Origin of the sequence: Vibrio cincinnatiensis DSM 19608 (assembly GCF_900167345.1) — a bacterium.
In the GTDB taxonomy this organism is placed as follows: domain Bacteria; phylum Pseudomonadota; class Gammaproteobacteria; order Enterobacterales; family Vibrionaceae; genus Vibrio; species Vibrio cincinnatiensis.
Genome location: NZ_FUXB01000004.1, coordinates 172,503 through 185,712, shown reverse-complemented (window position 1 = coordinate 185,712; position 13,210 = coordinate 172,503). Strand labels below are relative to the sequence as shown.

The following is a 13,210-nucleotide window of genomic DNA, read 5'->3' as shown; positions in this document are numbered from 1 at the left end:
TGTAAATGGCAGGTCTACCTGGATTCGAACCAGGGAATGGCGGCATCAAAAGCCGCTGCCTTACCGCTTGGCGATAGACCTGTAATACTGAACTTGGTGCGGAGAGAGGGACTTGAACCCTCACGTCCTAACGGACACTAGCACCTGAAGCTAGCGCGTCTACCAATTCCGCCACCACCGCAAATTCAGTGAATGCCTTGACAGTATTGACTTAAATAAGTTGGCAGGTCTACCTGGATTCGAACCAGGGAATGGCGGCATCAAAAGCCGCTGCCTTACCGCTTGGCGATAGACCTACAGCAGGGAATAATTACCAACTACGCCCTTTAAATATGGTGCGGAAAGAGAGACTTGAACTCTCACACCTTGCGGCGCCAGAACCTAAATCTGGTGCGTCTACCAATTTCGCCATTTCCGCAAATATTTTATTGATAACGAGACAATGGTGCGGAAGGAGAGACTTGAACTCTCACACCTTACGGCGCCAGAACCTAAATCTGGTGCGTCTACCAATTTCGCCACTTCCGCGTCTCGGTATCAAACGTTATTATAATGAGAATAACGTAAAATAATGGTGGCTACGACGGGATTTGAACCTGTGACCCCATCATTATGAGTGATGTGCTCTAACCAGCTGAGCTACGTAGCCATCTTTTCAGAGCGAGAAACTATAATACAATCTCGCTATGAGTTCCAATAGTTTTTACATATTGAAACTTAAAGAATTATGGCAGGTCTACCTGGATTCGAACCAGGGAATGGCGGCATCAAAAGCCGCTGCCTTACCGCTTGGCGATAGACCTACAGCCGTCATGCTTTAATGAAAAAGCGTGACTTAATTATGGTGCGGAAGGAGAGACTTGAACTCTCACACCTTGCGGCGCCAGAACCTAAATCTGGTGCGTCTACCAATTTCGCCACTTCCGCATGTTTCCTAAATACTCTAAAAAAGAGTGCTTAGGAAATGGTGGCTACGACGGGATTTGAACCTGTGACCCCATCATTATGAGTGATGTGCTCTAACCAGCTGAGCTACGTAGCCAAAACAACAGTGTTTTATCGACCTATTGCTGTTTTCAGTGATGGGTTGCCTTATCGCTGAGAACGGTGCGCATTATGCGGATATGGTCTCAGAGCGTCAATAGTTTTTTTGAATAAATTCGCTGAAATCAGCCGTTCGAGTTTTTTTTAAACAAAGAGCGCTGTTTCTGATCAAAAACGGGTGTTAACACGACAATATTATTACTTTTAACTCGATACTATTTTTCATTTTTTGCGCAATATATGAACGATAAAAGCCAACGCGAGGTTGGCTTTCTTACTTAAAAAGAGGTTTAGACGTTAAAGCGGAAGTGGATGACATCGCCATCTTTGACAATGTAATCTTTCCCTTCTAGACGCCATTTACCCGCTTCTTTAGCGCCACTTTCTCCATTGTATTGGATAAAGTCATCATAGCCGACCACTTCGGCGCGAATAAATCCTCGTTCAAAGTCGGTATGGATTTTACCCGCCGCTTGTGGAGCGGTAGCACCCACAGGAATGGTCCAAGCGCGAACTTCTTTGACTCCTGCTGTAAAGTAAGTTTGTAAATCCAGCAGTTCGTAACCAGAGCGAATGACTCGGTTTAATCCCGGTTCTTCAATACCTAAATCGGCTAAAAATTCATCACGTTCTGCATCTTCTAATTCAGACAATTCTGATTCAATCGCAGCACAGACGGCTACAACAGAGGCTTGCTCTTTGGCTGCATGCTCACGAACCGCATCGAGATAAGGGTTATTTTCAAATCCTTCCTCATTGACGTTGGCAATATACATGGTGGGCTTAAGCGTTAAGAAGTTTAGATAGCCTACCGCGGCCAGCTCTTCTTTTGTCAGTGATACTGAACGAGCTGAACCACCTTCAGTCAGAACCGGCAGTAATTTTTCCAACACGGTTAGTTCGAACTTCGCGTCTTTATCTCCGCCTTTAGCTCGTTTTGCTTGACGCTGGATGGCACGTTCACAACTGTCTAGGTCGGCGAGAGCCAGCTCTAAGTTGATGACTTCAATATCTTCAAGCGGCGATACTTTGCCGGCGACATGCACGATATTTTCATTTTCGAAACAACGTACAACATGGCCAATGGCATCGGTTTCTCGGATATTAGCTAAGAATTTATTTCCTAAGCCTTCACCCTTGGAAGCGCCAGCTACAAGGCCGGCAATATCCACAAACTCCATTGTCGTTGGTAGAACGCGCTGCGGATTAACAATTTTTGAAAGCGCGTCAAGACGTAGATCTGGAACCGGAACCACACCGGTATTTGGTTCGATAGTACAAAACGGAAAGTTTGCCGCTTCAATACCTGCTTTTGTTAGTGCATTAAAGAGTGTGGATTTACCAACGTTAGGTAAACCGACAATGCCACATTTAAAACCCATGCTTTGTAACCTTATTCAGCTTTGAACGTGTGTAAGCGATTTTGCGCTTTTGTTAGGCCATCTTTGAGTAAAATATCTAGGCTACGAACAGATTCATCGACCGCAGCTAGTATGCACTCTTGCTCTTTGCTAGGAGCTTTGCCTAGCACATAGCCTGCTACTTTATCTTTATGTCCCGGATGACCAATGCCAATTCGAAGACGGTAAAATTCTTTATTGTTGCCTAGTTTATTGATGGTGTCTTTTAAGCCATTGTGACCGCCATGTCCACCACCTTGTTTAAACTTGGCAATACCAGGGGGGAGATCAAGTTCATCATGTGCGATCATGATCTGCTCTGGATTGATTTGGTAAAACTTCGCTATAGCGGCAACGGCTTTACCAGATAAGTTCATAAAAGTAGTGGGGATCAGTAAACGTAGATCTTCACCATTAACCATGATTCGGCCCGTTAAACCAAAAAACTTTGGTTCACTTTTTAGTACGCAGTGGTGGGCTCGAGCCAGTTCTTCTACCACCCATGCACCAGCATTGTGCCGAGTATTTGCGTACTCTGGTCCCGGATTGGCCAGTCCGACAAGTAATTTAATTGGTTGACTCAAGGCTAGGATCCCTTCGGAAACGAAAAAGCGCAGTATGATAGCATAGAAAAGTGTAATAGGGCGAGGGAGCACCTGATGAGGCTCGTGACGAAATAAAACGCCCCATCATCGATGGGGCGTAATAACAGCAAGAGGTGAATCCGGTGATTAGTTAAACATCGCTGAGATAGACTCTTCGTTGCTGATACGGCGAATAGCTTCAGCCAGCATACTGGATAGTGTTAACTGAGAAACTTTTCCTGTTGCCGCCATTTCTTTAGATAAAGTGATGGAGTCGGTAACAATGACTTGATCAAGTACGGAATTTTTGATGTTTTTCGCGGCATTACCAGAGAAAACAGCGTGAGTTGCATAAGCAAATACCCGTTTAGCTCCGCGTTCTTTGAGTGCTTCAGCCGCTTTACATAAAGTGCCACCAGTGTCAATCATGTCATCAACAATGACACAGTCGCGCCCTTCAACATCACCGATGAGGTTCATAACTTCAGAGACGTTAGCACGAGGACGGCGTTTATCGACGATAGCAATATCAATATCACCCAGTGCTTTTGCGGTTGCACGAGCACGAACGACACCACCCAAATCAGGAGAAACCACAACGGGATCTTCTAAATTACGTGCTTTCATATCTTCCAATAGCACAGGTGTACCGAAAATATTATCAACAGGTACATCAAAAAAGCCTTGGATTTGCTCTGCGTGTAAGTCAATGGTTAACACGCGGTCAACGCCCACGTTAGAAAGAAAATCTGCAACAACTTTTGCAGTAATGGGCACACGGGCAGAACGCACTCGGCGATCTTGGCGAGCATAACCAAAATAGGGAATAACGGCAGTAATACGGCCTGCTGAAGCGCGGCGCATTGCATCAATCATTACTACCAATTCCATTAGGTTGTCATTGGTTGGGGCACAAGTCGATTGAATAATAAATACATCGCTACCACGAACATTTTCGTTGATCTGCACTGCCACTTCTCCATCAGAGAAACGTGAAACAGTAGCATCACCAAGGGAGATGTATAGACGATCAGCAATACGTTGGGCTAGTTCAGGTGTGGCGTTACCAGCAAATAGCTTCATATCAGGCACGGTGGAAACCTCAGGGTTGCGTCCAGTTTTTAATTAGGTTGGGTGTAGGCTGATTGGTGGTCAGCCAGTGTCTCTTTTAGCGGTGATACATTGCGCCCTTGGGCCACAAATGCTGAGACGTTGTCAGGGAGCTTGGCAAGGACAGCATCGGCGTCTTTCTTGCTCACAAACTCAGCAAAAACACAAGACCCCGTCCCGGTCAATCTTGACGGCGCGTATTGTAGCAGCCATGAAAGTTGCTTATCAACCTCTGGGTAAAGTATTCGGACAATTTTTTCGCAATCGTTTTCGTATTTGTTGGCAAAGAGTGTTGCTAAATCTCGCTTTGGCGTGTTTCTGGGTAAATCAGGATGAGTAAAAATATCTTTCGTGGCAATACTGACATTGGGGCGAACAACGAGATACCATTTTTCATCAAGGGTAACAGGACGCAGTTGTTCTCCAACGCCTTGAGCAAAAGCTGCTTTACCGTGAATGAAAACAGGGACGTCAGCCCCTAAAGTGAGTCCGATGCTTGCGAGCTGTTCATCGGTTAGCCCGGTTTTCCATAAATGATTCAGAGCCACTAACACAGTTGCTGCGTTCGATGACCCACCTCCAATTCCTCCTCCCATCGGTAGTCGTTTAGTGAGTTGGATATGAGCGCCTAATGAGCAGCCGGTTTGTTGTTGAAGGGCTTTTGCCGCTTTCCAAATCAGATTGTCTTGCTCAGCTACCCCTGGTAATTCTGGAGTGAGATGAATGAGGCCATCCGAACGGATACAAAGGGTGATTTCATCTCCATAATCAAGGAATTGAAATAGAGTCTGTAATTCATGGTAACCATCGGAACGCTGTCCGGTGATGTAGAGAAAGAGATTAAGTTTGGCTGGAGAGGGCCATGTTGTCGAGTGTTCATTCATGGGTTAATGTCCATTTTGAAATCACTAGGTTAATGGAAGTTGTTTCTTGAGACAGGGTGAGCTTATCAGGCAAAGGGAGCATCACTCCTTGCCATTGGTATTCGCGGTATTGTTGGTAATTCACGTGCCAATGCTGCTGCTCCGTCGTTTTATCTAACCAAGCCAGTGTGTTATGACTATTGAGTTCAAATTGATCGGCTTGGGATGGTAGCCCTAATATCCAGTCTTGCAATAATTCAATGGGAATATCCAATCCTGTCAACTGTTGCACTAACTGCTGAGCGCTGCTTGCTCGATAGCGCTGATCGTCACGGGTTTGAACTTGAGCTCCGTGCTCATCGATGGATAAGTTTAAAACCGTCTGCCCTAGAAAAGTGGTGAGCCTTAACTGAGTTCCTGTGGGGCTTGTTTGCCACTGAAAATTGAGCGATTGACGTTGCTCTGGTGAGCGATAACCTAATTTCCCTACCAACTGAAATTGTTTAATTTGACTCAGTTGGGCTTGGTGGGTTTGCCATTTCACATCGCTGAACGGTGGTGAAATACTGCTACAGCCCGCTAAGCTAGCAATGAAAAAAAACAGCAGGAAAATACGTGGCTTAGTGCTCATGGTATGCTCGTTATTGATCCATTTAATTGACGTAACCGCATTGTATATGCAGTGAGGGTTTTGTTGGCGGCGAACACACAACTTAGCCACATCCGTTGCGTGAAGTTTCGTGTGATCCTCGCTCTTCTTCGCCGTTGTTACTTTACGTGTTTTGAACGTGAAAGTCGCCTTTACTATATCACTGATATCACGAACTCAGGAAAACAAATCCCCCTAGCTCTTTCAATCACTAGGTGCATCAAGTAAAATTCGTCGCTTAATCCATTTCTTACCTGAGAACCCTCGATAGATGTCCTTGCTTGCTATTGGTATCAATCACAATACGGCTTCGGTTGAGTTACGAGAAAAAGTGGCCTTTGGACCGGATAAATTGTCTGAAGCGCTGCGTGATCTCTCAAATCATCCTTATGTCAACGGGAGTGTGATCCTGTCGACTTGTAACCGTACAGAGCTTTATTGTGATGTAAAAGCGGCCAGTAAGAATAAACTGATTGAATGGTTATCGCAGTTTCACCAGGTCAACCCTGAGGAATTAAAACCCAGCCTATATATTCATGAAGAACAAGCGGCGATTCGCCATCTGATGCGAGTCTCGTGTGGTTTAGATTCATTGGTCTTAGGGGAACCTCAAATTCTCGGGCAGGTGAAGCAAGCATATGCGGACTCAAAAGAGAGCCGCATGGTGGATTCAGCGTTAGAAAAGCTATTCCAAAAAGCGTTTTCCGTTGCTAAGCGGGTGCGTACAGAAACAGACATTGGTGGAAATGCCGTTTCAGTCGCTTATGCTGCTTGTACTTTGGCTAAACACATTTTTGAATCGCTTTCTGATGCCACGGTTTTACTGGTTGGCGCGGGAGAAACCATCGAGCTGGTAGCGAAGCATTTAGCAGGGCATCGCTGTAAACGGATGATTGTTGCGAACCGAACTCTTGAGCGAGCAAAGGTGTTAGCGCAAGGCTTTGATGCCGAAGTTATTACACTCAATGAAATTCCCGATTATTTAATTCATGCGGATATTGTAATCAGCTCTACAGCAAGCCCATTGCCTATTATCGGGAAAGGGATGGTAGAAAGCGCTCTTAAAGTTCGCCGTCATCAACCGATTCTGTTGATTGATATTGCGGTTCCCCGTGATATAGAGCCTCAGGTTGGTAATTTGGATGATGCCTACCTTTATTCTGTGGATGATTTGCAGTCAATTGTTGATAGCAATATACAACAGCGAAAAATCGAGGCGATTCAAGCTGAAGTCATCGTCAGCGAAGAAAGCGCGGACTTCATGAGCTGGTTACGCTCTTTACAGGCCGTTGATAGTATTCGGGATTATCGCAAAGCCGCGAATGAGATACGTGAAGATCTGTTGAGTAGAAGCTTGCAAGCGTTGGCCGCAGGTGGCGATGCTGAGAAACTGCTGATTGAGCTTAGTAATAAATTGACGAATAAACTTATTCACACTCCAACTCGAGCGTTGCAAATGGCTGCCGAGCAGGGGGAGCCAGCTAAGCTGGCCATTATCAGACAAAGTTTGGGTCTTGATGACCTACAATAATTCTTGATTCCTTACCTATATTAAAGAAGACACTATGAAAGCATCGATTTTAGTTAAGCTTGAATCTCTGGTGGAGCGCTATGAAGAAGTGCAACATCTATTGGGTGATCCAACCGTAATCGGTGATCAGGATAAGTTCCGAGCGCTCTCCAAAGAGTACTCACAGCTCGAAGAAATTACCCAATGTTTCCAAGCTTATCAGCAAGCTCAAGACGATTTAGTGGCCGCCGAAGAGATGGCCAATGAAGACGATGCTGAGATGCGTGAAATGGCGCAAGAAGAAATCAAAGAAGCCAAAGCGGCGATTGAGCGATTAAGTGAGGAGCTGCAAGTTCTTCTATTGCCTAAAGATCCCAATGATGACCGTAACTGTTTCTTAGAAATTCGAGCGGGGGCCGGGGGGGATGAAGCGGGGATTTTTGCCGGTGATCTGTTCCGTATGTATAGCCGATTTGCTGAAAAGAAAGGATGGCGAATTGAAGTCATGTCGTCCAATGAAGCAGAACATGGTGGTTACAAAGAGATGATTGCCAAAGTCAGTGGCGATGGTGCCTATGGTATCTTGAAGTTTGAGTCAGGCGGTCACCGTGTGCAACGGGTTCCGGCGACTGAATCTCAAGGGCGAGTACATACTTCGGCATGTACCGTTGCGGTCATGGCGGAAATTCCTGAAGCGGAAATTCCTGAAATTCGTTCAGTGGATCTTAAAATTGATACTTTCCGTTCGTCAGGCGCGGGTGGTCAGCACGTTAACACGACCGATTCCGCTATTCGTATTACCCACTTGCCGACCGGAATAGTAGTGGAATGTCAGGATGAACGTTCTCAGCATAAAAACAAGGCCAAAGCGATGTCCGTTTTAGCGGCTCGTATTGCTAAAGCGGAAGAAGAAAAACGAGCAGCTGAAATTTCGGATACCCGCCGTAACCTTTTGGGGTCAGGGGATCGCAGTGACCGCATTCGTACCTATAACTACCCACAAGGGCGAGTTTCAGATCACCGTATTAACTTAACGGTTTATCGATTAAGTGAAGTGATGGAAGGTGATCTACAAGCCTTAGTGGATCCTGTCATACAAGAACATCAGGCGGATTTATTGGCGGCATTGGCAGAGCAAAACTAACGGATGTCGATGAATATTGAGGCGTTAGTTGCCTTAGCAAAAACACGGTTAGCAGAGAGTGGCAGCGATTCGCCGTCGCTCGATGCTGCGGTGTTGCTTTGCCATGTATTGCAAAAACCCCGTTCTTATTTATTAACTTGGCCCGAAAAAGTACTCACCTCCGAGCAACAAACAGAATTTGATGCACTATTAACTCGACGTCTTAGTGGGGAGCCAGTGGCTTATATCATTGGTGAGCGAGAGTTTTGGTCATTGCCGCTAAAAGTGTCACCTTCTACGCTAATTCCTCGCCCTGACACTGAACGTTTAGTGGAATTAGCTCTAGAAAAAGCGGAACAAATACCGGGTGACATACTTGATCTTGGGACGGGTACGGGGGCTATAGCATTAGCATTAGCGTCAGAATTGCCTGCTCGTCATGTTTTTGGTGTCGATTTACGCCATGAAGCGCAACAGTTAGCCATAGAAAATAGCCAACGTTTGCAGATTACCAATGTCACATTTTTGCAAGGCAGTTGGTTTACCCCGCTGGTAGAGGGTATAAAGTTTGCACTAATTGTGTCCAACCCTCCTTACATTGAAGAAAGCGATCCTCATTTAGAGCAGGGGGATGTCCGGTTTGAACCGAAAAGTGCTTTAGTGGCTGAGGACAATGGATTAGCGGATATCAAATATATCGCCCAAACGGCACGAGAGTATTTACTGGCAGAAGGGTGGCTGCTCTTTGAACATGGTTATGAGCAAGCTACTGCGGTTCAAACCATTCTCAAGGAGTTAGGTTACCAAGCCATTACTACAGAGCAAGACTATGCGGGTAATGATCGAGTGACACTCGCTCGTTTATAATTTTAAGAGGACAATATGTACGAAGGACTTAAACATCTCCATTTATTGACGATTGCGCTTAGTGCTTTTTTATTATCGGTTCGTTATCTATTGATGATGATGGACTCTCCATGGTTACAGCATAAATTCCTCAAGGTTTTTCCTCATATCAATGACAGCTTGCTTCTTTTTACCGGGATCTGGCTGATTTTTATCACGGGTTTTATTCCTTACACCTCAGCAGCACCGTGGATGACGGATAAATTAACCTGTGTTCTCGCTTATATTGCATTAGGCTTTTTTGCGCTCAAGTTTGGTCGTAATAAATGGTTGCGAACCTTTGCTTTTCTTGGAGCGATGGGGTGGTTAGTCATGGCCGGAAAAGTGGCCATGAGCAAAGCCCCGATGTTTTTTAGCTAATGTTATGAACACGAGCAATGACTATGTTGAACTTGTTTGATGAAGATTTTGATGCGATGGAGTTAGTGGAAGGCGCTCTCGCTTTAAATAAAGCCATCAACCCAGAAACAAAAGTAGAATGGGCTCTGGCTGAGTTAGAGGCACTATTACATCAAGCGAAAGTGATGCTACCTCTCGATCTTGAACCTAAGCAACGCTTTGCGGCATTACTCGATCTATTTTATCGCCAGTGGGGGTTTTGTGGTGATAATGAGGCTTATTTTGACTCACGAAATGGCTTTATGGATAAGGTGTTAGAGCGTCGGCAAGGTATTCCCGTCAGTTTGGGGGCTTTATTACTTTATTTTGCTCGACAGTTTGATTTTCCAGTACATGGCATTACCTTTCCTACTCAGTTTTTATTAGAAGTCCGTTGGCCTGATGAAGAGCCCTTGTATCTCAATCCTTTTTCTGGTGAATATGTTAGTTACCATATTCTCAATGCTTGGCTTGTGGGGCACAAAGGGCCTTTAGCGCAGCTGCAGGCTGAACATCTCCAACCCGTAGATCATCCTACAATCATTGGCCGTTGGTTAGCATTATTGAAAAGTGCGCTGCTGCGTGAAGAGCGTTATACTTTAGCCCTGCGATGTACCAATTTAGCGTTAACCTTTGTGCCAGATGATCCGTATGAAATTCGAGACCGAGGCTTTATTTACCAACAGTTGGATTGCCATCAGGTTGCCCTCTCGGATTATCAATATTTTATTCAGCATTGCCCTGAAGATCCGGCGGCTGAACTGTTAAAGAATCAGATGAATGTGCTCACTCATAATCCAGTGACGTTGCATTAATCACAACGAAGAGAAATAGACATGGAACAAAAAATTGTTCACATCGGTGATATTCCGGTTGCTAACGATAAACCTTTTACCTTATTTGCTGGGATGAACGTGTTGGAATCACGTGATCTTGCTATGCAGATCTGTGAGCACTATGTGAAAGTGACAGAAAAATTGGGTATTCCGTATGTTTTTAAAGCTTCGTTTGACAAAGCGAATCGCAGTTCTGTGCACTCCTATCGAGGCCCCGGTTTAGAAGAAGGGATGCGTATCTTCCAAGAGTTGAAAGAGACATTTGGTGTAAAAATTATTACTGACGTGCACACTGAAGCTCAAGCTCAGCCAGTCGCTGATGTTGTGGATGTGATTCAATTGCCCGCATTCCTTGCCCGTCAAACCGATTTAGTGGAAGCCATGGCAAAAACGGGGGCGGTCATTAATGTGAAGAAACCTCAGTTTATGAGCCCAGGTCAGGTGGGGAATATTGTTGAGAAGTTTGCCGAATGTGGCAATGATAAGATTATTCTCTGTGAACGTGGCTCTTGCCATGGCTATGATAACCTAGTGGTTGATATGCTGGGCTTTGGTGTTATGAAAAAAGCCTCAGAGGGCAGCCCGATTATTTTTGATGTGACTCATTCGCTACAGATGCGTGATCCATCAGGGGCGGCATCGGGTGGCCGCCGTGAGCAAACTGTTGAATTGGCTAAAGCTGGGCTTGCGACCGGCATTGCTGGATTATTTATTGAAGCTCATCCCAATCCAGAAAAAGCACGATGTGATGGCCCTTCAGCGCTACCACTTGATAAGCTAGAGCCTTTCTTGGCTCAGATGAAAAGTTTAGATGACTTAATTAAGAGCTTTGCCCCAATCGATATTCGTTAATTAGGCATCACTAGGTAAGAACGAGTGAGGCTTCCTTACTCGTTCTTTTATTTTTGAGTGATAAGGAGTGATGGATTATGACCCCAGCAATCAATTTGGTTAAGAAAAAGAAAGTGGCTCACACCATTCACCAATATGAGCATGATCCGAGCCATGCTAGCTATGGTTTAGAGGCTGCAGAAGCGCTTGGGCAAGATCCTAATACGGTCTTTAAAACTCTGCTTTTTTGTCTTAATGGAGAAGAAAAAAATTTAGCCGTCGCGGTGATCCCTGTTGCTCAAAAATTGAATTTAAAACTCGCCGCGAAAGCGGCCAAGGCAAAAAAAACAGAGATGGCAAACCCTGACATTGCACAAAAAACGACGGGTTATGTGGTGGGAGGCATTAGCCCACTAGGGCAAAAAAAATCATTACCCACATTTATTCATAATAGTGCGCAAAGTTTAGCCACTATGTGTGTCAGTGCCGGGAAACGAGGGTTAGAAATTGAATTAGCCCCTAGTGATTTAGCGATGCTCACTAGAGGCCTTTTTGCTGATTTGTGCCAAGAATCTTAGAGCCAAGGTACAAATAGAAATTGAGAGAGCATTAACGCCTAGCGATGCTCTTCAATTTGAGTATTGTCGACTACGTGGCTTTCACCGAGATCATGAGGCAAAATCAAGTTTAAGATGATAGCAACAATACCGCACAGGCTTACCCCTTGTAAGCTAAAGTCACCAATACCGAAAGCCATTCCTCCGATACCAAAGACCAGTGTTACGGCAACGATGACTAAGTTACGTGATTTATGCAGATCCACCTGATTTTTGATCAGGGTATTAAGGCCGACGGTCGCAATCGAACCAAACAGTAAAATCATAATCCCCCCCATCACAGGAATAGGGATGGTTTGCAGTAAGGCGCCCAGTTTTCCAACCAAGGCTAAAATAATGGCTGTGACCGCAGCCCAAGTCATAATGACAGGGTTAAACGCTTTAGTGAGCATCACGGCGCCGGTGACTTCACTATAAGTGGTGTTCGGTGGCGCTCCGACAAAACTGGCTGCCATAGTGGCAATGCCGTCGCCAGCAATCGTGCGATGTAGCCCCGGCTTTTTCAGGTAATCTTTGCCTGTGACATTAGAAATAGCCAGCATATCGCCTACATGTTCCACTGCGGGGGCAATAGCGACCGGAATCATAAATAAGATGGCATTAATATTAAATTCTGGAAAAGTGAAGTTCGGTAAAGCAAACCATGCCGCTTGTTGAACGGGGGCAAAACTGACGACACCAAAGTAAAGTGAAGTACTGTAACCTGCCGCAATCCCAGCACAGATAGGGATCAGCTTAAGAAAACCTCGGGCAAAGACACTCATACCCACGGTGACTAATAGTGAAATCGCAGAAATCCATAATGCGGCTTGCGCATCAACCAACTGCACAGAACCATCCCCTGTTCTCCCCAATGCCATATTGACTGCCGTAGGGGCAAGGCCTAAACCAATCACCATAATGACCGGGCCAACCACGACAGGGGGCAGTAATTTATGTACGATTCCGACACCACGGACTTTGATTATTGCTCCAAGTAGCACATAAACAATCCCTGCGGCCATTAACCCCCCCATGGTTGCTGCAATTCCCCAAGCTTGAACGCCGTACATAATAGGAGCAATAAAAGCGAAGGAAGAGGCGAGGAAGATGGGGACTGAGCGGCGGGTGATAATTTGGAATAAAAGAGTACCGATACCGGCACCGAACAGTGCTACGTTAGGGTCGAGCCCAGTAAGTAATGGAACCAGAACCAGCGCTCCAAATGCAACAAATAACATCTGTGCGCCTTGAATGGCATTTTTCATCGTATTTTCCCTAATGCTGAATAAAATTCGCGGGATTCTATCATCTTTGCAAACGATTGCTATGGAAAATAGATCAAATTTCTTCCATTTTAGGCCGGTTATCAACCCATAA

The 13,210-nt window shown here is 45.3% G+C and carries 13 protein-coding genes and 9 tRNA genes; 7 read left to right on the top strand and 15 right to left on the bottom strand.

Annotated features, from left to right (window positions below; translation table 11 throughout):
* Positions 1–6 precede the first annotated feature (6 nt).
* The 14 genes from B5D54_RS05090 to lolB all read right to left on the bottom strand — a co-directional run bounded on the left by B5D54_RS05090 (position 7) and on the right by lolB (position 5,632).
* A tRNA-Gln gene (locus B5D54_RS05090) sits at positions 7–81 on the bottom strand.
* Between the two features lie 13 nt (positions 82–94).
* Positions 95–181 (bottom strand) — tRNA-Leu (locus B5D54_RS05085).
* A gap of 40 nt (positions 182–221) precedes the next feature.
* Positions 222–296, bottom strand: a tRNA-Gln gene (locus tag B5D54_RS05080).
* 37 nt (positions 297–333) lie between these two features.
* Positions 334–418, bottom strand: a tRNA-Leu gene (locus tag B5D54_RS05075).
* A gap of 25 nt (positions 419–443) precedes the next feature.
* Positions 444–528: transfer RNA gene (locus B5D54_RS05070), tRNA-Leu, on the bottom strand.
* Between the two features lie 44 nt (positions 529–572).
* Positions 573–649, bottom strand: a tRNA-Met gene (locus B5D54_RS05065).
* A gap of 79 nt (positions 650–728) precedes the next feature.
* Positions 729–803: transfer RNA gene (locus B5D54_RS05060), tRNA-Gln, on the bottom strand.
* A 39-nt stretch (positions 804–842) separates the two neighbouring features.
* Positions 843–927: transfer RNA gene (locus B5D54_RS05055), tRNA-Leu, on the bottom strand.
* A gap of 38 nt (positions 928–965) precedes the next feature.
* Positions 966–1,042, bottom strand: a tRNA-Met gene (locus B5D54_RS05050).
* A gap of 292 nt (positions 1,043–1,334) precedes the next feature.
* A complete protein-coding gene (gene ychF, locus B5D54_RS05045) occupies positions 1,335–2,426 on the bottom strand; it encodes a redox-regulated ATPase YchF (RefSeq protein ID WP_078925401.1) in 1,092 nt (363 codons plus the stop codon).
* A gap of 11 nt (positions 2,427–2,437) precedes the next feature.
* Positions 2,438–3,028: an aminoacyl-tRNA hydrolase gene (gene pth, locus B5D54_RS05040; protein ID WP_078925400.1), complete on the bottom strand. Its 591-nt coding sequence runs from the start codon at positions 3,026–3,028 to the stop codon at positions 2,438–2,440.
* Positions 3,029–3,175: 147 nt separating this feature from the next.
* On the bottom strand, positions 3,176–4,120 hold the full coding sequence (locus B5D54_RS05035) for a ribose-phosphate pyrophosphokinase (RefSeq protein ID WP_078925399.1): 945 nt from the start codon (positions 4,118–4,120) through the stop codon (positions 3,176–3,178).
* Between the two features lie 29 nt (positions 4,121–4,149).
* Positions 4,150–5,022 (bottom strand): 4-(cytidine 5'-diphospho)-2-C-methyl-D-erythritol kinase, encoded by an 873-nt coding sequence (gene ispE / locus B5D54_RS05030; RefSeq protein ID WP_078925398.1) that lies wholly within the window; start codon positions 5,020–5,022, stop codon positions 4,150–4,152.
* A complete protein-coding gene (gene lolB / locus B5D54_RS05025; RefSeq protein ID WP_078925397.1) occupies positions 5,015–5,632 on the bottom strand; it encodes a lipoprotein insertase outer membrane protein LolB in 618 nt (205 codons plus the stop codon). The genes ispE and lolB overlap by 8 nt, the downstream gene beginning before the upstream one ends.
* 289 nt (positions 5,633–5,921) lie before the next feature.
* On the opposite strand from lolB, the gene hemA reads away from it, so the two are divergent.
* The 7 genes from hemA (at position 5,922) to ybaK (ending at position 11,812) form a co-directional block, all read left to right on the top strand.
* Complete coding sequence (gene hemA / locus B5D54_RS05020; protein WP_078925396.1) at positions 5,922–7,181, top strand: glutamyl-tRNA reductase; 1,260 nt, start codon at positions 5,922–5,924, stop codon at positions 7,179–7,181.
* A 34-nt stretch (positions 7,182–7,215) separates the two neighbouring features.
* Complete coding sequence (gene prfA, locus B5D54_RS05015) at positions 7,216–8,304, top strand: peptide chain release factor 1 (RefSeq protein WP_078925395.1); 1,089 nt, start codon at positions 7,216–7,218, stop codon at positions 8,302–8,304.
* Positions 8,305–8,307: 3 nt separating this feature from the next.
* Positions 8,308–9,150, top strand: a complete 843-nt coding sequence (gene prmC / locus B5D54_RS05010) for a peptide chain release factor N(5)-glutamine methyltransferase (protein WP_078925394.1) — start codon at positions 8,308–8,310, stop codon at positions 9,148–9,150.
* A gap of 15 nt (positions 9,151–9,165) precedes the next feature.
* Positions 9,166–9,549 (top strand): SirB2 family protein, encoded by a 384-nt coding sequence (locus tag B5D54_RS05005; RefSeq protein ID WP_078925393.1) that lies wholly within the window; start codon positions 9,166–9,168, stop codon positions 9,547–9,549.
* 23 nt (positions 9,550–9,572) lie between these two features.
* Positions 9,573–10,382: a SirB1 family protein gene (locus tag B5D54_RS05000; protein WP_078925538.1), complete on the top strand. Its 810-nt coding sequence runs from the start codon at positions 9,573–9,575 to the stop codon at positions 10,380–10,382.
* A gap of 21 nt (positions 10,383–10,403) precedes the next feature.
* On the top strand, positions 10,404–11,255 hold the full coding sequence (kdsA, locus tag B5D54_RS04995; RefSeq protein WP_078925392.1) for a 3-deoxy-8-phosphooctulonate synthase: 852 nt from the start codon (positions 10,404–10,406) through the stop codon (positions 11,253–11,255).
* Positions 11,256–11,332: 77 nt separating this feature from the next.
* Positions 11,333–11,812, top strand: a complete 480-nt coding sequence (gene ybaK, locus B5D54_RS04990; protein WP_078925391.1) for a Cys-tRNA(Pro) deacylase — start codon at positions 11,333–11,335, stop codon at positions 11,810–11,812.
* 38 nt (positions 11,813–11,850) lie between these two features.
* Here the strand turns inward: ybaK and B5D54_RS04985 are convergent, their stop codons facing one another.
* A complete protein-coding gene (locus B5D54_RS04985) occupies positions 11,851–13,098 on the bottom strand; it encodes a uracil-xanthine permease family protein (RefSeq protein WP_078925390.1) in 1,248 nt (415 codons plus the stop codon).
* Between the last annotated feature and the right edge of the window lie 112 nt (positions 13,099–13,210).